The 20472-nt window shown below is 46.6% G+C and carries 18 protein-coding genes; 7 read left to right on the top strand and 11 right to left on the bottom strand.

Features of this window, described 5'->3' with window-relative positions; all coding sequences use genetic code 11:
• Positions 1–133: 133 nt before the first annotated feature.
• Positions 134–2062, bottom strand: a complete 1929-nt coding sequence (locus NIES2104_RS01820; protein WP_058995202.1) for a chloride channel protein — start codon at positions 2060–2062, stop codon at positions 134–136.
• Positions 2063–2300: 238 nt separating this feature from the next.
• Here NIES2104_RS01820 and NIES2104_RS01825 point away from each other — a divergent pair, with 238 nt between their 5' ends.
• Both NIES2104_RS01825 and NIES2104_RS01830 read left to right on the top strand, forming a co-directional pair.
• The gene (locus tag NIES2104_RS01825; protein WP_058995204.1) at positions 2301–3950 is read left to right on the top strand and encodes a glycosyltransferase family 39 protein; all 1650 of its coding nucleotides are present in this window, start codon (positions 2301–2303) and stop codon (positions 3948–3950) included.
• A gap of 22 nt (positions 3951–3972) precedes the next feature.
• On the top strand, positions 3973–4440 hold the full coding sequence (locus NIES2104_RS01830; RefSeq protein ID WP_058995207.1) for an ATP-binding protein: 468 nt from the start codon (positions 3973–3975) through the stop codon (positions 4438–4440).
• A gap of 123 nt (positions 4441–4563) precedes the next feature.
• On the opposite strand, the gene NIES2104_RS01835 is transcribed toward NIES2104_RS01830, so the two are convergent.
• The 3 genes from NIES2104_RS01835 to rpiA all read right to left on the bottom strand — a co-directional run bounded on the left by NIES2104_RS01835 (position 4564) and on the right by rpiA (position 8219).
• On the bottom strand, positions 4564–6150 hold the full coding sequence (locus NIES2104_RS01835) for an Eco57I restriction-modification methylase domain-containing protein (RefSeq protein ID WP_058995208.1): 1587 nt from the start codon (positions 6148–6150) through the stop codon (positions 4564–4566).
• Positions 6125–7090 carry a XamI family restriction endonuclease gene (locus NIES2104_RS01840; protein WP_058995210.1) on the bottom strand — a complete coding sequence of 322 codons (966 nt, stop codon included), beginning with the start codon at positions 7088–7090 and terminating at the stop codon, positions 6125–6127. Before NIES2104_RS01840 ends, NIES2104_RS01835 begins: the two co-directional genes overlap by 26 nt.
• A gap of 424 nt (positions 7091–7514) precedes the next feature.
• Complete coding sequence (rpiA, locus tag NIES2104_RS01845; RefSeq protein ID WP_059001512.1) at positions 7515–8219, bottom strand: ribose-5-phosphate isomerase RpiA; 705 nt, start codon at positions 8217–8219, stop codon at positions 7515–7517.
• 151 nt (positions 8220–8370) lie between these two features.
• On the opposite strand from rpiA, the gene NIES2104_RS01850 reads away from it, so the two are divergent.
• Positions 8371–8991: a hypothetical protein gene (locus NIES2104_RS01850; RefSeq protein WP_058995212.1), complete on the top strand. Its 621-nt coding sequence runs from the start codon at positions 8371–8373 to the stop codon at positions 8989–8991.
• Positions 8992–9075: 84 nt separating this feature from the next.
• Here the strand turns inward: NIES2104_RS01850 and NIES2104_RS01855 are convergent, their stop codons facing one another.
• A complete protein-coding gene (locus NIES2104_RS01855; RefSeq protein WP_058995214.1) occupies positions 9076–11292 on the bottom strand; it encodes an FdhF/YdeP family oxidoreductase in 2217 nt (738 codons plus the stop codon).
• Between the two features lie 119 nt (positions 11293–11411).
• On the opposite strand from NIES2104_RS01855, the gene NIES2104_RS01860 reads away from it, so the two are divergent.
• Positions 11412–13112, top strand: coding sequence for a ShlB/FhaC/HecB family hemolysin secretion/activation protein (locus tag NIES2104_RS01860; protein WP_058995215.1), 1701 nt, complete (start codon positions 11412–11414; stop codon positions 13110–13112).
• A 31-nt stretch (positions 13113–13143) separates the two neighbouring features.
• Positions 13144–13728, top strand: coding sequence for a Uma2 family endonuclease (locus NIES2104_RS01865; protein ID WP_339375054.1), 585 nt, complete (start codon positions 13144–13146; stop codon positions 13726–13728).
• Between the two features lie 153 nt (positions 13729–13881).
• Here the strand turns inward: NIES2104_RS01865 and NIES2104_RS01870 are convergent, their stop codons facing one another.
• Positions 13882–14478 (bottom strand): cold shock and DUF1294 domain-containing protein, encoded by a 597-nt coding sequence (locus NIES2104_RS01870; protein WP_058995217.1) that lies wholly within the window; start codon positions 14476–14478, stop codon positions 13882–13884.
• Between the two features lie 44 nt (positions 14479–14522).
• Positions 14523–15440 (bottom strand): RluA family pseudouridine synthase, encoded by a 918-nt coding sequence (locus NIES2104_RS01875; protein ID WP_058995220.1) that lies wholly within the window; start codon positions 15438–15440, stop codon positions 14523–14525.
• Positions 15441–15588: 148 nt separating this feature from the next.
• Between NIES2104_RS01875 and NIES2104_RS01880 the strand changes: the two genes are divergently transcribed.
• A complete protein-coding gene (locus NIES2104_RS01880; protein WP_058995222.1) occupies positions 15589–16188 on the top strand; it encodes a Uma2 family endonuclease in 600 nt (199 codons plus the stop codon).
• Here NIES2104_RS01880 and cobA read toward each other — a convergent pair whose 3' ends face one another.
• Both cobA and NIES2104_RS01890 read right to left on the bottom strand, forming a co-directional pair.
• Positions 16189–16989 carry a uroporphyrinogen-III C-methyltransferase gene (gene cobA, locus NIES2104_RS01885; protein ID WP_202815021.1) on the bottom strand — a complete coding sequence of 267 codons (801 nt, stop codon included), beginning with the start codon at positions 16987–16989 and terminating at the stop codon, positions 16189–16191.
• Positions 16990–17125: 136 nt separating this feature from the next.
• On the bottom strand, positions 17126–17854 hold the full coding sequence (locus NIES2104_RS01890) for a sirohydrochlorin chelatase (protein WP_058995224.1): 729 nt from the start codon (positions 17852–17854) through the stop codon (positions 17126–17128).
• A 148-nt stretch (positions 17855–18002) separates the two neighbouring features.
• Between NIES2104_RS01890 and NIES2104_RS01895 the strand changes: the two genes are divergently transcribed.
• Complete coding sequence (locus NIES2104_RS01895) at positions 18003–18707, top strand: SPOR domain-containing protein (RefSeq protein ID WP_058995226.1); 705 nt, start codon at positions 18003–18005, stop codon at positions 18705–18707.
• A 12-nt stretch (positions 18708–18719) separates the two neighbouring features.
• Here the strand turns inward: NIES2104_RS01895 and NIES2104_RS01900 are convergent, their stop codons facing one another.
• Positions 18720–19832 carry a PepSY domain-containing protein gene (locus NIES2104_RS01900; RefSeq protein WP_058995228.1) on the bottom strand — a complete coding sequence of 371 codons (1113 nt, stop codon included), beginning with the start codon at positions 19830–19832 and terminating at the stop codon, positions 18720–18722.
• Between the two features lie 13 nt (positions 19833–19845).
• Positions 19846–20460, bottom strand: a complete 615-nt coding sequence (locus tag NIES2104_RS01905; protein WP_058995229.1) for a hypothetical protein — start codon at positions 20458–20460, stop codon at positions 19846–19848.
• Positions 20461–20472: the final 12 nt, after the last annotated feature.

The following is a 20472-nucleotide window of genomic DNA, read 5'->3' on the forward strand; positions in this document are numbered from 1 at the left end:
GAAATGGAAAATATTGATTGGTCTACTGCGGTTCCGGCTGGTCTCGCGATCGCGATTTTTCTAGGTGGAATGCTGATGATGTTTACAGGAATTTGGACAAGCAGAAATAGATAATTATTCCTGCTTGTTCCTGTTAGTTTAATGCACCAATGTGTGAGGCAAGTTCGGTTTCGGTCGGATTTGCCTTTTCTGTATGCAGATAAGGCATCAATCGCACTCGCGTTAAAGCAAGATTCGCCGCTAGGGTAATCCCTTCTTGCTCTAACAAGCCCAAAATGTGATTGGGATTGTCGCGATCGATGACAGGTAACTGATGCAATCCACGAGTTGCCATTCGATCAAGGGCATCCGTCAACGGCTCATCCTGATAAGCGTACAAAATATCAGTTGTACACACTTCCGCGATCGTGCGTTGATTCAATCCGTGATCCGTATGATTCGGCTCTGTTTCCCATCGTGCGATCGCTCGATTGATGTCTTGAAGCGTGATGATTCCGATAAATTGTCGATCGTCGTTCACCACTAATGCACTGTGTGAGTGATGCTGAATCAGTTGCAATCCTGCCTCTAATAAGGGAATCGAATCAGAAATCTGTAAGAAACCAGGCTGCATCGCTTCTTTGACAGACAAATTTCTGAGAATTTCTTGCTGATGAAGCGTCGAAGTTTGAATCGGATCAGGATCGCGCTTGGTTTCAATCTGCTCTAAGTTTGAGGGCTGTTCTGGACTCGACTTAAACAAATTCACCAGCCATACACTTAATCCCACCGCAGCCATCAGCGGCAACACGATCCGATAATCGCGTGTCATTTCAAACAGCAGCAAAATCGCAGTCAAAGGAGCATTCACACTCGCTGCCAGGACTGCCGCCATTCCCACCATCGCATAAGCCGGAGGAGCCGCAATACTCCCTGCAAACATCGGAAACACCGAAGGGAGAACTTTTCCGTAAGCCGCTCCGAGTGATGCTCCTAAAAACATTGCAGGCGCAAAAATTCCACCGACTAAACCGCTTCCCAAACTAATTGCAGTCAGCACCAATTTGACAACCAGTAATGTGATCAGCAACACCAACGAGAATTTTACATCTCGCAGCACTGCTTCTACGGTGTCATATCCCACACCCAAAATTTGCGGCAATTTCAGCGCCACCACTCCAACACACAAGCCCCCGATAATCGGCTGAACTTCGTGGGGAATTTTTGCAACCCAACTCGATCCAGGAATGTTGCCTTTAAAGAAGTCGCTCGACCATTTAAGAGAATTCGTATACGCGATCGACACCACACAAGCAAACAATCCTAAGCCCAAATAGAGCGGCAATTCTAACGGACTCCGCACTTCATACGCTGGCAAATCAAATGCAGGCTGTCCACCCAATCCGATCTGAGCAATCAGCGCCGACACGACCGCAGACAGTAGCACAATACTTGCGGCTGAAGTTTCAAACGTCGTTCCTAAAACCACTTCCAGCGCAAAGAACACACCCGCGATCGGCGCATTAAATCCGGCTGCCAATCCCGCAGCGGCTCCCGCACCGAGTAACAAGCGTTGTCGATCGCGAGACACTTTCAGCATTTGTCCCACAAACAAGCCAAAATTCGCTCCAACCTCGACACTCGGACCTTCAGGACCCAAAGAAGCCCCCGTTCCAAGTGAAATCGCCGCCGCGATCGTTTTCGCGATCGGGCGCGTAGGTGACATTTCCTGACCTGCCTGCACATTGGCAATCAGCTTAGAAATGCCGGGACTAAATTCTTTTGTCAGCCAGCGAATCAGTCCAACTAATACGCCGCCGAGAGTCGGAACACAAGCCAACGTCCACGCGCCAAAATGCCCGATCGTTCCCATGAGATCTTCGAGCGTGAGACGGTGAATCCATTCGATCAAAAAACGAAACGTGAGTACGCCTAAACCAGCTCCACCCCCGATTACGACCGCCAAAATGAGAACGATCGTATCTGGGTGCGGTTGGAAGCGACTAAATAGACCAGAAAAGCGAGATTGAGGAGCAGACGCGGAATCAGGCAGCAGAACTTTGGGTGGCAGAATGGAGGGCACGGCGGGAAGGGTAGCAGTAAGATTAATTTTTATTTCTCATTCTCATTGTGAGCGATCAAAGCCTGACTAGACAAGTAATTTAACGGCATCTCAACAAATCAATTTCAGCATCGCTGATCACCCAAATTACGCTTGCAAAACTTTAAGAAATCAGCATGCGATCGCGCTTCTTGTCTATCCCGTCCATCAAACGACTGCTTTTGATGCACAATGAGTCGGTGTAGTGCATCGGAGCAAAATGGATCGCGAGATTTCAACCGGAAATCAATCTGGGACATCCCGATATCACAATTGGATCGACCCAGGCTGGACGATCGGGCTTTGGGGAGTTGCGATCGTGCTTTTCACGATCAATCTAGGAAGTCTTCCCCTGCGCGATTGGGATGAAGGCATCGTGGCTCAGATTGCCCGCGAAATTTCCGATGCTCCGTTTCATTCGTTCGTTTGGCTGTTCCCACGTGATATGAACGGTACGCCTTACCTAAATAAGCCGCCGCTTGTTCACTGGATGATTGCGCTGTGCTATCAGATCGGAGGCGTAAATGAGTGGACGGCTCGACTCCCCGGAGCGTTACTTACCGCCACTTCAGTTCCTCTACTCTATGGTGTGGGGCGCGAAATCTTTTTTCAACGCAGTCCGGCTGTGTTTGCGGCATTGGTGTATCTGACTTCGCTGCCTGTGGTGCGTCAGGGACGCTTAGCGATGCTTGATGGAGCAGTGCTGTGTTTTTTCTTGGTGATGCTTGTCTGTTTATTACGATCGCGCAGAGATCTCCGCTGGGGTTTGGGAGTCGGTCTTGGCTTTAGCTGTCTTTGTTTAACCAAAGGAATTTTAGGAATTTTACTGGCTGCGATCGGGCTGATCTTCATTGCTTGGGATACGCCGCGATTGCTAACTTCGTTGTATCTGTGGATTGGGTTCGGTTTAGGGTGTGTTCCTGTTGCAGTGTGGAATGGTTTGCAGATTCATCGCTATGGTGAAACGTTTTTGACAAGGCATTTTTGGGATCAGTCTCTTAAGCGCGTCTCAGATTCGGTTGAGAACAATCAGGGCTTTGTTACGTACTATGTATGGGAAATTGTCAAACATGGCGTTCCTTGGGTGGTGTTTTTACCGATCGCGCTTCGGAACGCCTGGGAAAATCGAAATCTCGGCTGGGCAAAACTCACGTTAGTCTGGAGCGGCATCTATTTCATTGTGATTTCGCTGATGCAGACCAAACTTCCTTGGTATGCGATGCCGCTCTATCCTGCATTCGCATTGATGATTGGAGCGCAATTGCAGCGATTTTGGCAACCTCCGCTCAATGCGAAACCGCTTCAGCGAGTGCGAATTTGGGTCACTGTATTTGCGGTGTTATCGATCGTGGCTTGGGCAGGCGCAATCTACTATACGGTTGGAGTACAGCAGCCAGATCTACAGCTTATTTTTTCGACATTGGCGCTAACCCTAACTGTCACTGCGATTTTGATAGCGCGACAGGATGTTCAGTTCATCGTTGTGCTGATTTGGGGAACATATTTGACCCTCCTCGTTCTGATGATGTCCAATCACTGGCTGTGGGAACTGCAAGAAACGTTTCCAGCTAAACCCGTTGGAGTCATGATTCAACGAGCAACCCCAAAAGGGCAAACGATTTATACGTCTTATCCTTATTTCCGTCCATCGTTGAATTTCTATAGTCAGCGATCGATCATTCCAACTCCGCCTGAAACGCTGTTAAAACACTGGCGCGAAGATGTTCATCCTCATTTGTTGGTCGATCGAGAAACCTTACAAAAGCTTCCCCAAAAACAGATCCAGTTTTTAGGCATTACCGATGATTGGGTGCTTGTGAGTCGTGCTCCTGTGGTGAAGACGACTGTGACGGCAAAGCGAAGAAAGTAACTATTGTTCTTGATCGATTTCAATGAAAACGCTCTATTTAATGTGTGGAATGCCATTTTCTGGCAAGACAACTCTCGCTCAGTCTATTGCAAAATATCTCCACGCTCCATACATCAGTCTTGATGACATTAACGAATTTCGGGGACTGTTTGGTGGAGATGGTATTCCAGTTGAGGAGTGGGAGAAAACGCATTCGATCGCGATACAGCAATTGCAAAATTTGATGCTGTCTCAACAAGACATCGTGCTAGATGACACGAGTTGTTTTCGATGGTTGCGCGATCGCTATCGTGATTTCAGCATCAAATACAACTATGAAACCATTCTCATTTACCTCGATGTTCCAGTTTCAGAGATTCATAGCAGAACTGAAGAGAATGATAAAACTCAAGATAGGCGCGGAGTTAGGCAAGAGATTGTAAGTGAAATGGCAAAAATGTTTGAATTACCACAATCAGATGAAACCGTGATCAAATATGGTCCAAATTAATCGATCGGAGAATGGATGGCAAGATCTCTTCCAGAGAGAGTAGACTAACGTTCCCGCTCACCGGACGCAGAGCACCTTTGCTTTTTACCGATAACCTCAATTCGTTCCGGTGCAGCGGGGTTGTTAGGTGCGGTGGCTATAGTCTTCTAAAGCTTTTAGTAGAAAATCTGCTGGTGCGTTTGCTAACTCTCTAGGTTCCAATTTATGCAACCCATCTCCGTAAACCCGTCCTTCGTGAATCAAGCTTTGGATAGGAATTGAATTCAAGGCGTTCCAGACAGGCTTTATCAGTTCGGGGTTATTTAACAGTAAGTTTTTTAATTGCGGTTTTGGATACATCATCAGATAAACATTAGGTGCAACTGCCTTGGAATGATTAAGGATAAATCGAAAGGGCTTATTGTTTCTAGATTTACGCCGTCCCATATATGGACATAAAATCATTGCAGGATCTCTAGTTTCTTGCAAATACCAAAGCGAGCGATGCCTACATAAATAACGATCTGAAATTCCAATCCTCTCGCCTTGTTGAAGATAGCTCCACACTGAAGGATATTTAACTTGTAACCATTCCATTGGTTGTCTGCAAGTTAGCAAAAAAAGCTTGCGTTCCAGCCTCGGGTTGCCTTGCTCATCTGAAAGTATTTCATCATCTAGCAAGTACCGAGGACTAGGAAGGATGGGAGTTAAAAATTCAAACGGAATATGAAGATTGTCGATCTGCTCAAGCGTAAGGATAAAAAAGTCGTTTGCTCCAGTGGCAACTCCTCGTTTAATTTCAAATAAATCATATAGCTTAGTTTCAGCTTGAATATCATTCTTCTGAAGTAGCGAAATTGAAGTGTAGTTCCATTTTGATAGCTCTTTCAGCGTTTTTGACGAGATTTTGCTTGAGCAAATTGGGTAAGTGATAGTTCCTCCATAAGTAAAATCTACCAAATAGTTACAATCCAGTTTGGTGTTTCTAAACCAAATCACTGATGTAGAAACTAGAGCATCACCAAACTGCAAGTCGTCAGGAGCAAATTGATGCACTCGCAATAGGGTTACTTGCTCTAGCAGGTATTTCTTGAGCTTTTTTCCATAGTTCACGTCCATAAATTCAGAAGGAATTATCCAGCAGGCTAGACCATTTTGTGCCATCCAGCTATGCGCTGCCAACAGGAAATAACAGTAAAGACCTGCCAAACCACTTAGTTCAACACCCGTGTTTTTTATTCCTAGTCTTTTCAGGGCAATCTTCTTCTCCTTTGATAAATGGTGGTGACGTACATAGGGTGGGTTGCAAATCAACAAGTTAGATCTAAGAACTTCATGTTCGGGTGGAGGGATTTCTGTGAAATCTGCAATATGAAGCTTAAGAAGAGTTTTCGCCCATAACTTGATTGCTACTTCGGCATAGTCTTGGTCAATTTCATAACCAACAGCGCTTTCAATTTGTTCAGAAGGAAATAATCGTAGCAATGCTGAATAGAACGAACCAGTGCCAATCGCTGGATCTAAAAAGTGAATTCCTTCACTAGCCGGGAGTAAAGTCTTAGAGTATTTAAGAATCTCAATTGCAAGCGAATTGGGTGTAGCAAATTGTCCCAATCGGTTACGCTCTACAGAATTTTTAGAAGCATCAAGTTGAATTTGCTCAACTACTCTTTCAGCTTCTGTTAAGCCAACATTGTAAAATTGCCTACAATCCAAATCCTGCAAAATCATCGATACGGTGCTCCCAAACCCAATCTATACCTTCGGCGGCGAAATAGCCTAAGTCTCCACTGTCAAAGTAACCACACAGAAATAGAACAAACTCAATTGTATTGCCATACGTGGCATTTAGCTGCTGAACCTTTTTGGCTTCTTCTTTTCTACGCTTATTGACATTTGTAAAATCTCCTGCCGATTTCGCCTCTACCAATAATGGGTAGTCGCCAGGTTGGGCAGTTTTACGCATAATGACTGCATCAATCGGGATATTAACCGTCTTTCCACCTTCTTCCGCCGAATTGACAAGGATGTTTAGCCGAAAGCTATAGGTTCCTGGAGGCATTTCATCGAACTTTACACGTTGACCAGCAGGCAATAAGCGATACTCACGTGCATCAAGCCATGTTGCGATTTCCTTTAACTGCCTTGTCTCTTGAGCATTGCGAACAATCGGATCTGCTGACGAACCACACAACCGGTCGGCAACAATCGTCGCTGCACGATAAATTTCGCTCTCCAGAGGTGTTTGATTGGTGTTTAGCCAAGGAAAGATATCTCGATCAGCAAGTCTTGTCACAATGTCTGTAATTTTTCCTAATTCTTCATTGAGCCGAGCATCTGTCAACCGAACAGGTAGTTTTCCTTTGACTTCCATACGCTTGACAACGTTTTCAGCTACATTTGCTAGTCCAATCAGCCGATCTCTAGCAATTGGTGGGCAGGTACACATCCTGAGAGTCGGCAATATACCTGGATTCTGCCGAAGAATCTCCGGTTGCAATGTTTTGAGATTATTGGTTGCCTTCAAGGTTGAGGCTACAACTTCCGTGACTTTAATACGAGTATCACGAAATGCCTGTGGTGCAAAATTCATAAACCAAGAATTATACATATCCACAGACGCTGCTACGTCTGCTTTCCAACGATCTGGTTTATCACGATTTACAGCCATGCGAGCTTTGGAGAATTGTGCGTCTCCACTTTACCCCTTAATTACTTCACGAGCAAAAACTTTGCTCACGTCAATACCAAAGACTGAGAACCTAACTATTATTTCTACCGATAAGACACTGCTCAATCGGTAGAATCTGTCTCCAACCGGAATTATGCCGCGTGAAATCGCCATAACTCCCCTTTTTCCAGGATTTATCCCGATTCTAAACCGGATAACTCTCCTATTTGGACAATTATACCGAGTGAAACTCCGATTTCGCGCCCTTAACTACCCATAATGCGAGCAAGCTAGCAACGCGCTTACAGAAACCATAGACGCGATCGCAATCTATCTTCAGTCCCGTTCAATGACCACACTGTCAGCCCCGGAATGGAATTCGGGGCGAGTCAGCAACGAAGCGAAAAGACTGATCAAACTAGCTCTAGAACTCTCTTACGCTTGGCTGACCGTCTTTGACTTCCCCGACCATAATCACATCAGCAACGCCGACGAATAAGCCATTTTCTAGAACTCCCGGCAGATTGTTCAGCGTCTTTTCGAGTTCAGCCGGGTTATCAATCTGATCAAACTTCACATCAATCACTAAATTCCCTTGATCAGTCACAACCGGACCCGCTTTTTTCACGCCCATTCTCAACTGAGGCTTACCACCGAGTTTCTCGATCGCTTTCATTACCGGAGTCACTGCCATCGGAACCACTTCAACGGGTAGGAGAAATGTCGAACCCAATCGATCGACGAGCTTCCCACTATCCACTACCACAATGAACTGATCCGCTAAGCTATCGACAATCTTTTCTTGAGTGTGAGCCGCGCCGCCCCCTTTGATCAAATTCTTTTGCGGATCAACTTCATCAGCCCCATCGATCGCAATATCAATCTTTTCGATTTCGTCCAAGGTCGTTAACGGAATTCCGAACTGACGAGCGAGAACGATCGCTTGAAATGAAGTTGGAACTCCCTTAATATTTTGCAGATCACCCGACTGTAATCGTTCTCCGATCGCTTGAATGGCATAAGCTGTCGTCGAACCTGTCCCCAATCCCACGATTGAATTGGACTGGACTTTCGCTGCTGCCGCATAGCCGACTTGCTGCTTCATTAATGTTACGGGGTCTGCATTCATCGATCGCGTTCCTGTAAAAATCATCCGTTTTTCACTCTATCAACTTTGGGGACTTAGCTGAAAATTTAATTTGGGGATGAATCGTGATGAAATTAATAGTACAAAAACTCGCAGCACTGTAAAATGCGAGTGAATTAGCGGAGTGATAGTCATGCGATTAGGAAAAGTAGTTAAATCAAATTCGCATTGTGATTACATTGTGCAAGTGGATGACTCGATGGATTTTGCTCAGGCTCCACTGCCCGATGACTATGGCTTTGGCACGTTTGTGAAACTAGAAGACGAGCCGCGAAGCGGTGGAAGCCAACGACATTGGGCAGTCGGCATCGTTTACAATTCACAGCTATTCAATCCGCTGTTTCTCAATACTGGAATTCGATTGACCAGTGAGCCTGATCCATTGTTCACACCGGATCAAGTTCAAGAAGTTCGGACATTGCTTTGGACTGTGTTAGTGGGTGAGTTAGACACTTATAACGGCAAACCTTATGGAGTTCAGGGAATTCCGCGGGTAGTGGTTCCGGTCAATACGCCAGTGCAGAAAATGACTTGGGAAGAGATTTACCATTTTCATTTGAATAAAATGGGTCGATCGCAGTTTTGCTATTACAGTCATCTACTACATTGTGGTGGAACCTTTTCAGCGCAGTTAACCCATCAGGTTTTAGAGGAATTGATCGAGACAAAACTTTTCCAGGGAGCCGAAGAACGGGCGCTAATCGTTCTTTGTAAAGAGCTTTCCTGGAAGAATACAATGGGTGCAATGAAGTAATTTTCGCTGTCAGTCTTGAAGGGACTTCGCACTGTTAGCCCCGAATTCTATTCCGGGGCGGACTCGCAACGAAGCGCAGGAACTTCAATAAACCACAACCGGAACGCGCTTATAAGCTGGAGTGCCCGATCGCGGATCAACTTTCGCCTTAAAAATCGCGTTCACCTCCGGGTAAAACATCATTGCAGCCCCCGAGCGAATTGTTCCATAGATAATCTCAACATCTTCGATCTTTCCAGCATCTCCTTGAACAGTCACCCGTTGATGCTCTCGGAATCCCGCTCGTTCTGCATCTTCCTGATTTATCCAAATACAATTCCGGTGGGGCATAGCGCGGTATTTATCTCCAGGTTTGTACACCACAGTATTGTGCTGCGTGTAGCTTCGTCCGGTTCCCAAAATTAGAACAATTCCGGGAGTTGATTCAGATAGACCAAAATCAGCTTTGGTCGGTATTTTCAATTCTGGCAAAGATGTGACGAACATCGAAGCTTTTCCGGTTGGGGTTGGAAATTGAGGCGTTGTAAAGACGCGATTCGAGATCGTAAATTCCTCTTCGGTTTCGTCGATCGAGCCAATCTTCTCGTACCCCGGAATCGTCTGAGCAATCAATTTCCGCACGTATTTTGTATCTTGAAGTTTGCGCCATTCAACTAAGGAATTGGGGAGAATGCGATCGGCAATCTCAGTCAAAAATTCCACTTCAGAAATTAACTCGGCATCTTTCAAATGCGTTTGCCCCTCATCATTCAATCGCACAAAGTTATTGCCCGATTCAGCCGTGGTTTTGTGCGGATTCTCGAATCGCGTTAGTACAGGAATGACGATCGTATTGTGTTCAGCAAGCCCGTGAAAATGTCCTAAATTCGGCTTGGTTGCAACATAGAAGATTGTTTCAATGTTGCCAAGAGCGCGTTTTGTTTGAGCTAAATCTGGATTTGCAGCATACAGATTGCCACCTAAACAGATCAAAGTATCGACTTCGTTTGCATCTGCGGCTTCAATCAAGGCGCGAGTATCATAACCCTGAACTCGACTCAGAGGCTTTTGAAGTAATTTCTCTAATGCTTGTTGAATCTCTTTCTTGAGGCGAATCGTGACTCCCATTGATCCGAAGCCTTGAACATTGGAATGTCCCCGGATCGGCATTGTTCCTGCCCCTTCTTTGCCGACATTGCCACTGATTAAAGCGGTGTTTGCAATGCTATAGATGTTATCAACTCCATTGGCTTGCTGAGTCACACCCATCGCCCAAGCAAACACCACTCCGTTAGAAGTTCCAATCATGTTTGCAGCTAGATCAATCTCAGGTTTAGCAACACCACAAACTTCTGTAATGACTTCCCAAGAGATTGACTTTGCATACTCGATCGCAGATTCCCATTGTTCCGTGTGAGCTTCGAGAAAGTCCTGTTTTACTAAATTCTGCTCGATTAATGCTTTTTGCAATCCGACAAACAATGCAACATCACTACCGGGAATCGGTTGTAAGTACAGTGAGGAGATCTCAGAACCACCACTGAGCATCAACTTAATCGGAAAAGCGGGAGAGCCAAATTTGACTAAACCCACCTCGATCGCTGGATTTACAACAATCACCTTGCCACCTCGATCGCGCAATTGAATCAACTCATTCATCAATCGCGGATGATTCGCAGGCGCATTCGATCCAATTAATACAACACAATCCGCTTGCTTCAAACTTTCTAAGCTCACCATTGATGTGCCCGACCCGAACATATCCTTCAATCCAACGGTTGAAGCAGAATGACACAGATCCGAACAATCCGCTAAATTGTTCGAGCCAAATGCTCTCATCATTAATTGCAAGAGATACGCCGCCTCATTCGACGATCGACCAGAACTATAAGAAGCGACTCTTTCCGGTGCTTTCTGAAACGCTTTCTCAGCAATCCGGTACACTTCATCCCAACTGATGCGCTCATATCGGTTGCTCCCTTTTCTCAAAATCAGCGGATGGCTCAACCGCCCTAGATTATTCGCCTCTTGAGAAGTTAAAGCTTGCAATTGCTCGATCGTATATTCCTGTTCAAACGTCGTTGCAGGTTGTAGCTCCGATGCGATCGCTTCCACACTCTTCGCGCACCGCTGCAACACTTCCCCATCCTCATTCACAAAGCCGCCTTTCTGCCCCCCAGTTCCCCAAGCACAGGACAAACACGCACTTTTATGAAATAGCGTCTGCCAAATTTTGACACCATCGGGCGATAAAGTCTGCTCCGCCCAATATTGCACGACTGCCATTCCACCGCCCGACTGAGGAAGTTTATTTTGCGCCATGATTCCTTTCTTAAAATTCGTGGAATCGATCGTAGCGCGATCGCACCGATCAGTGCTGATTCTTCGCCATTTGTCCAGGGAACACTGCCAATATCTCGATCGAACTTCAGGTCATTTCTATGTCTCCCAAAACCCCCTGGACGCTTGGTTTATTAGCACTCGCTGGCATTGGAATTCAATCTCCCGCATTCGCCAATCCTGCCGCAAATCTTGGTGAATTCACAGGCAGGCTCACTGCCGAACCGCTCAAACTAAAAGATATTGAGCCAAAACCTGTTCTAGAAACTTCGACGCTCCCTGCTCCGAAACTACCAGAAACAACCGAAGTGGCAACCGGAACATTTCGCGTTGATCGCTTTGAAGTCGAAGGCAGCACCCGCTTCAAACCCGAAGATTTCAAAGCCGTCACCGCACCCTTTGTCGGAAAAGATTTAACCTTCGCTCAATTGCTCGAAGCGCGATCGGCAATTACGAAACTCTATGTCGATCAAGGCTATACAACTACAGGAGCAATGATTTCACCGCAAACGCTCGAAGATGGCGTGGTGAAAGTTCAAGTCGTAGAAGGCACACTCGAAGACATTAAAGTGACCGGAAACCACCGATTGAATCCGAAATATATTCGCGATCGCATCAAACTCGGAGTTGGAGCGCCATTAAATGTCTCTCGATTATTAGAAAACTTACAGCAACTCCGACTCGATCCGAGAATTAGCAATGTTTCTGCGGATCTGCAATCGGGAGTCCGTCCCGGCACAAACTTGCTTCAAGTTGAGGTTCGAGAAGCCGATACTTTTAGCATTGGCACTTCATTCGATAATGGTCGATCGCCCAGTGTTGGCAGTTTCCGCCGTAAGCTCGAATTGCGAGAAGGTAACTTATTCGAATTTGGAGACGCGCTGACTTTCGCCTACTCGAATACGAGAGGCAGCAATACGATCGACTTAAACTACACCGTTCCAATCAACGCCCGAAATGGTGCAGTTTGGTTAAGCTATGGTTCCGGTCGCAACAATGTGATCGAAGAACCTTTTACGGTATTAGATATCCAATCTCGATCGCGCTATTACGAACTCGGTTTTCGTCAGCCTCTGATCCAACGCACCTCAACTGATTTCGCGATCGGCTTCCTGTTCTCCCGCCAAGAAAGCCAAACCGCCCTTGGACTCGATAACATTGGTGGCTTCCCGCTCTCACCCGGAGCCGATTCAGAAGGACGCACGAAAGTTTCTGCATTGCGCTTTTTCCAGGAGTATACTCAGCGCAGTACACAGCACGTTTTTGCTTTACGATCGCAGTTCAGTCTCGGTCTGAATTGGCTAAATGCCACTGTGAACGAGAATGCTCCGGACAGTCGTTTTTTCTCGTGGCGCGGTCAAGGTCAATGGCTCCGTCAAGTCGCACCTGAAACTGTATTTTTAGTGCGGGGTGATGTTCAACTTTCAGGCAATTCGCTCGTTCCGCTCGAACAATTTGGCATCGGTGGACAGCTTACCGTACGAGGATTTCGACAAGATGCACTCTTGACTGACAGTGGTGCATTAATGTCGGCTGAATTTCGCTTTCCCGTTGTGCGATCGCGCAGTCTTGGAACCTTCCAACTCGCGCCGTTTATCGATGTTGGCACAGGTTGGAACATTGGTAGCGATACTCCAAGCTCAAATACTTTAGTCGGTGCAGGACTGGGATTGATTTGGCGACAGAGCGATCGCGTTTCGGTGCGACTCGATTGGGGAATCCCGCTGACTTCCACGGGTGGCGAACGTCGATCGCTGCAAGAACGCGGACTGTATTTCTCAGTGAACTACGCACCGTTCTAATATGATGAGGAGTATCTAAGTTGAAAATGCTATGGTTCTCCAAACTCCTCAACAATTGATCGTGACTTGGGAGCCGCTACCCGAAGACTATCCTCTCCCTGATGACCCTGCGGAAAACATTCAACAACCCGCACTCGCTGCCGCGCTCACCGATGCGTTAGGAGCCAATGATCGCATTCAGCCCGAAACGCTAATCGGCTCTAACTTTGGTATCGTTGCCTCAGTTCATAGAAAGATTGTGGTCAAAGCTCCCGATTGGTTTTACGTTCCACAAGTTCAGCCGATTGCAGAAACTGTCATTCGACGCAGCTACACCCCAAATTTAGAGGGTGCTCCCGTCGCGGTCGTGATGGAATTTCTTTCAAATGAAGACGGGGGCGAACTCTCAATCCGCTCAACTCCCCCTTATGGCAAGTTGCACTACTACGAACAAATTCTGCAAGTCCCAACTTATGTGACTTACGATCCATATGAGTTGAGTCTAGAGGTTCGCTGTCTCCAGGATCAGCGCTACCAAATTCAGGCAGCGAACGCAGATGGGCGGTTTTGGATTCCAGAACTTCAGCTATTCCTGGGAATTTGGAACGGTGAACGGCTAGGTCAACGAACGAATTGACTCCGCTGGTGGGACAGCGAGGGGAATTTGTTGCTTTGGAGTTCAGAACAGGCAGAACAAGAGCGGCAACGAGCAGAAATCCTTGCTGCAAAACTGCGTGAGCTTGGCATTGACCCGGATACTCTAACAGGAGGATCTTAGAAAGGAACGTCTCTATTTCGCTTTCAGAAGGAACCAAGCCAGCCAACCGACAAGATGAACAGCGACGATCGCACGAAATTCAAATTGATAGGAGGGCTTGCTACTTTTATGGCGAAAGAGACGTTGAGCAACATAAGCGCCTAACCATCCGCCGCAAAATTCGCAGAGGTGTAGTGTATTTTCTGAGAAGCGCCACTTTCGCTGTTGAGCGCGAAGCTTATCTTCATGGTAGAGGACAAAAGTAAGTCCACTCATTGCAGGGTAAAGAATGAGTGGAGTTGGATTCGCTTGAGTGAATGTGAAATGGATCGAACCTATGATTGGTATGAGTGCCAGTGGCACGACTTCCAAAACTAATTTTGGCGAAACTGGCTTGAGTTGAGGTAGCTGTGGTGCGATCGCGCTTTGAATGGTGGCAAAACAAGCGCGAGGCTTCCCATTTTTACTGGGTATTGTTTGATAGTGAATGATGTCACCTACTTGCGGTGATCGATCGATATCCGAAATATGTAGAAATGCTTCTTCGTTGTGATCTTCTGGCTGAATAAAGCCAAATCCTCGATCGTCGTTCCATTTCACGAGTTTTCCGCGTTGTACACCAGTTCTCATTCCGACACCTTGAGCTTAATTCTGCTGTAGAGTGCCCAAACTCTCTACGATCGCTTTCTCAATACTTCTAATAGTGTGGTGAAGTAAGCGGGAACAGGCGCGATCGCTTCGATCCATTCTTCAGTGACCGGATGAATTAATTGCAGTCGCCACGCATGAAGCGCTTGTCCAGGAAGGTTTACACCAATCGATCGACCAGAACTATAAACCGGATCGCCTACGACTGGATGCCCGATAAAAGCGCTATGAACTCGAATTTGATGAGTTCTTCCAGTTTCTAGCTCGAATTGCAGGAGCGAGTAATTTCCTAATCGCTCTTTGACTTGCCAGTGAGTGATCGCATGTCTGCCACCTTTTTCTTCAGGCACGATCGCTTGTTTTTGTCGATCAACCGGATGCCGCCCAATCGGTTGATCGATCGTGCCGCTCTCTTGTTTCGGTGCGCCGTAGACGATCGCGTAATAGTCTCGACGTGCGGTTTTGGTGCGGAATTGTTCTTGTAAATGATGAAAGGCTTGTTCGGTTTTGGCAGCCACGATCGCGCCTGTTGTATCTTTATCTAATCGGTGAACAATTCCGGGACGTTGCACACCATTGATTCCTGGTAGTGTTTCACAGTGTGCTAACAGAGCATTCACTAAAGTTCCTGATTCGTGTCCCGCTGAAGGATGCACTACCATTCCAGCAGGTTTATTAAGGATAATCAGCGAATCATCTTCGTAGAGAACATCTAAAGGAATCGCTTCTGGTGCAAGTTCAAGCGGTTGGACTTCTGGAAGTTCGATTTGAATTAGATCGCCATCTTCGACTTCGGCTTTTTTGGATTTGCAGAGTTCGCCATTGACTTGAACGTGACCGAGTTCGATTAATTTTTGGATGCGCGATCGCGATAGATCCGGAAGCTGATCCGCGAGATATCGATCGATGCGCTCCCCGCTTTCTTCAACATAAAACTCAATCAATTTTGACTCGACTTCGATTGCATAGAGAGTAAAGCTCTATTTTATGAGTTATCGAAGCAAGGCGACGAACCCTGCTTGCTCGAAATGTTTGTCGTATGCTAAAGCTTCTGTTTGATATGATGAGCTTACCGCAGCGAGGTGAAATCACATGAACATTGCAGCGAAAAAACTGTCCTTTGAAGACTACCTAAAGTTTTGTGAAACTAGCCAAGAGCCTTATGAGTTGGTTCGGGGAGAATTGCAGCTTATGACTCCGCCAACTTGGATACATTTCCTGATTACTGACTATCTAGCCACATCCTTTAAGCATGAAATTGCTCGGATTGGACATTCTTGGATCGTTGTGCAAGGTTCTGGACAGCAAACGGCTGAAGATACTTCGCGATTACCAGATATATCGATCGTGCCTTTCGATGTGATTTCAAATAGTCTTGATCAAACTGCTGTCTTAACGATCGCGGCTCTGTTAGTGGTAGAAGTGATTAGCGATAGTACTGCACTGCAAGACTATCGAGAAAAAGTAACCGAGTATCAAACCAAAGGCATTCGAGAATACTGGATTGCTGATCCTGATCCGTTTGGAGCAGCGAAGTATATTGGCTCTCCTAAGCGCCCGACAGTTAGTATTTACTCACTAGTCGATGGTGTTTATGAAGTAAAGCGGTTTCAGGGAAGCGATCGCGTTTTTTCCCCAACGTTTCCAGCCCTGCAACTGACTACTGAACAGATTTTGAGGGCTGGAAAATAGTTACATCGATTGATGGGTGACTTCTAGAAATTGAGGGCGACACTGCGACAAAATTTCATGTAGATTCACAACGTTACCAATGACCGCGATCGCTGGCGCTCCAAAATTCGCGGCTTCCATTTGTGCAGGCATGGTTGCTAAGGTTCCGATCAATTCCTGCTGCTCTGGACGAGTTCCCCAGCGTACCATCGCGATCGGGGTTTCTAAACTCATTCCCGCTTGGTGCATCTTCTCAATAATCACAGGCAGATTGTGAACGCCCATGTAAATCACGATCGTTTCTGAACCGTGAGCGATCGCGCCCCAATTCACGGCAGGGCGATACTTTCCAGCTTCTTCGTGTCCGGTTACGAATGTTACCGATGAACTATACGATCGATGAGTTAACGGAATTCCCGCATAAGCTGGAGCCGCAATTCCAGAAGTAATGCCTGGAACCATTTCGACGGAAACACCTGCTGCAATCAGATCCATCATTTCTTCGCCACCACGCCCGAAGATAAACGGATCGCCGCCTTTTAAGCGCACCACGATCGCGGCTTCATGGGCTTTGTCGATTAACAATTGATTGATTTCGTCTTGTGCCATTGAATGCCGCCCACGACGTTTTCCCGCATCGATCTTTTCTGCGATCGGGTTAATCATCGCTAAAATCGGCTCACTGACTAACGCATCGTAAACGACCACATCCGCAGTTTCGAGCAATGCTTTTCCTTTCAAGGTCATGAGACCCGGATCGCCCGGTCCCGCACCAACTAAATAGACCTTACCGACACAAGCTGGATCTGTTGAATTCATCATGAAGGGAGAAATGAGGACAACGGGTGAGAACTGAGTTTCTCACGGTAACGAGTCTGAGCGATAAAAATTGCTACTTTCGATACATGACAGTTGAGAAGATTGTAAAGCTTGTCCTGTTTAATTTGAGAATATGCGGTTATTTGCTCGATCGCGTTAGCAATTCGGCTGAAGTTTGCACCGCGATAAACTCAAGAATCAATCGCACCAAATCTTCACAATAATCAAACGGGGTGAGCCATTGCAGCGTTAGATCAGGGTGTTGTTCAGACAGAGTTTGGATGGATTGAGCGATCGCGTCTGTAATTCCGCCTGAGAAGAGAAAGTACGGCAGAATTGCGATTCTCTGACATCCTCGCTGTTTCAATTCTAAAATTCGCGTTTCTAGCTTTGGTTCAACTGACCAATAAGCAGAAACAGCATTGATCGCGCTTGCGATGTTGTCGATCGGAGCATTTCCACCTGTGCGACGGCTGCCATGAGACATCAAAATTCGGGCATCTGCGGAAATTTGAGAAATCCGTGAAGCGAGAACTTCGACCATTCCCGAATGACTCCCTAAATGGGGTAACAGTTCAAGTTTTGGATGAATTCGAGATTGAGCGATCGCAATTTGCTCCGGAATGTCTTCTTTGACATGAACGCCGGGCAACAAAAATAGCGGCACAATCTTAATTTCTGAAAGGGTTGGGTGCTGGCGGCTAAACTCTTCGATCTGTTCATGCAATTCGGTTGGGGCGCATTCTAAAACGGCAGCTCCAACGGGAACAGATAAACGCTGTTCGATACGATCGCGCAACTGATCGATCGCGATCTGAGGGCGAATATCTCGGCTTCCATGCGTAACGAGGAGATAAGCAGATTGCAAAATCCAAGCCTCTCAGTAAATTGTGAAGTTAAGTAACATTCTAGCGGTTTGGGGTGAATTTGCGGATCGAATTGAGCAGATTTGCAAAGGTGAAACGATCGAGACGCTGCATGGTACACTGACCCCAACTTATTCGTGACGGGCATCTATGCGAGTTCAATTGAAACGATTTGGAAACACGATCGCAGTTGGATTACTCTTCGGATTCGGTCAGGTCAATCTTGCCCAAGCTCAGAGATTACCCCCGCCCCCGAATGTTCCGCCCGTTCCGAGTGCGCCCCTTCCAAACGTTCCGGTCACACCGATTCCGGTCGCACCTGCTCCGATTCCAAATGTTCCAGTGACTTCTCCAGATGAGCGGATTTACACCGCACCACGAATCGATCCCGGTGGAAATCCAGTTAGTCGTGGATATCGGGTGATTGTCGATAGCGATAGCCCATTTTTGTTACAGCAAGTCCGATCGATTCAACCCGATGCGTTTATTCAAAATTTTGGCGGACGCAGAGTGATTCAGGCTGGATTGTTTAGCGATGAGTCGAAAGCACGTTTTCAGGTTTCACGATTGGCATCTCAGGGGATTGATTCGCGAATTACAGGTCGATCGCCGGAATTTGGCAACGCTCAACGCGGATATTACGCGATCGTTCCGGGCAGTCAGCGCGAGGTGCAAGAATATCGAGAACGGGCGCTTCGTTTGGGTGTCAGTTCCTCACTGTTACAAATTCGCGATCGTCCTCGTGGCTTGCATTTAGCTGTAGGTCCGTTTGCAAATCAGCGTGAGGCGGAACAAGTCGTGCGGTATTTGCGCGATCAAGGCAGTTTAGATGCTCGATTGTTTTACGATCGCTAAACCTTCATCCAATCAACGATTTACGATTGTTGGACTGAGCGTAGCTTTTCTGCGCTTACGATACCACCACATGACGAATCCTGTGATCATTAGAATTGTCGGCGCGAATCCAACAAACACATAAAAGATCCGAGTCGGTAAGCCACCAAATGTACCATAGTGAATCGGCGTGAACGCATTGAGAACTCGATCGCCGAGGTTTGCAGTGCGGCTATCTTTGACCTGTAGAACTTTTCCACTGTATTGATCGAGCTTGACAGAGCTGATAAAGTCTTCGCGGTCTTCGGGCAGCTTCTTAAAAATGTGAAACACGCCATCAGGACTAGACGGCAGAATTACAAACGTATTCACCGCACCCGGAAGTGCAGTGTTCGATCGACGAATGATCTCATCTAAGCTTAGAGGTTTACTCTTCGTGACAGTGGATTGCACTTCTGGTGGTTTCGGTGTGAAGGTTGCTGCGTAGATCAGTGGTTCTGTTTGCTCGTAGAAATTCCAGCAAAATCCAGTCAATGCGATCGCGCTCAAAAATCCCGCCGTAACAATGCCCGCTACTTTGTGAATGTCGTAGTGAACTCGTTTCGGATGAGCATTCCACTTGATTTCGAATCCAAGAAAAAACTTGCGCCAACCTGACCACAACGCAATCCCAGTCAGGCTTAAAACACAGAGCATCAATGCTGCAACTCCAACAATTTTCATGCCGATTTCGCCTGCGAACAATTGGTAATGCAGCGTTAAGGCACGATTGAACAATGCGGTTTCTCGTTGTCGATCTCCGATCACAGATCCAATGTATGGATTTACAAATACTTCCCACTGAGTCTGATCTGGGCGATTCAACCGAACAGTATAAAATTCCTGACTCGGAAGCATTTGCACCTGTGCAATCTTCCAATCTGGATGATCGGCATAAGTGGCTTGAACGGTTTCGACGATCGCGCCGATGGAAAGCCTTTGTTCTTGATGAATCACACGCCCAAAACGTTGTTGAATGATCCAATCATCAGTTTCATGCTCAAAGACCAGCAAGCTACCTGTTAAACCAACAACGACCAGAATCAAGCCGACAAACAAGCCCAGGTAACGATGAACTGTAAAAATGGTGTTTCGGAAGGATTTCATGATGTCTGCTCCTTTATCCTTTGCCACACTTGGTTTTGCCGCCCCCACAATAGGTCGCAAACCACGGACTAAACTGAGCAGCATTCTCCTCGTTCGTACTCATTCTCAACAATGTGGCAAAGCTAGATTGATCATTGCCGTAGCGAACGTGCATATGAATCGGCTCATCATGCGGTGCAGTGAGTGTTAGATACTGGAATCGCTTACAGTTTGGATCTTGGTCTTCATCGTTTGCCAACTCAAACAGATCCCAGGTTGCTTTGAAGGCTTGATAGTATTTTGGATCAGGAGCCGCGCCCATATAGATGTAGTGGCAATTTCGAGCGATCGCACTTTTTCCAGCCGCATCTTTGTAAAAGGTAATCTTCTCCATTTTTGAGATGCCAATGCGCTTTGGATTGCGCGGATCTTTGATCGAGCTTTCTTGTTCAGTATTGAGCATGAATGTGCCGTTGTAGCCTAAATAAGGAACTTTGTAAGCATTGGGAGAAATCACTTGAGCGACAGAGGAAGAATCTGACTGAGACGCGATCGATACAGATTGAGTTGCGGACGGAATAGCGTTTGGCTGACAAGCAACCGTGATCGTGCTACTTGCAATCACAGTCCAACATGAACCTAATTTCATACAGAGCGCTCC

The organism is Leptolyngbya sp. NIES-2104 (assembly GCF_001485215.1).
Taxonomy (GTDB): domain Bacteria; phylum Cyanobacteriota; class Cyanobacteriia; order Leptolyngbyales; family Leptolyngbyaceae; genus Leptolyngbya.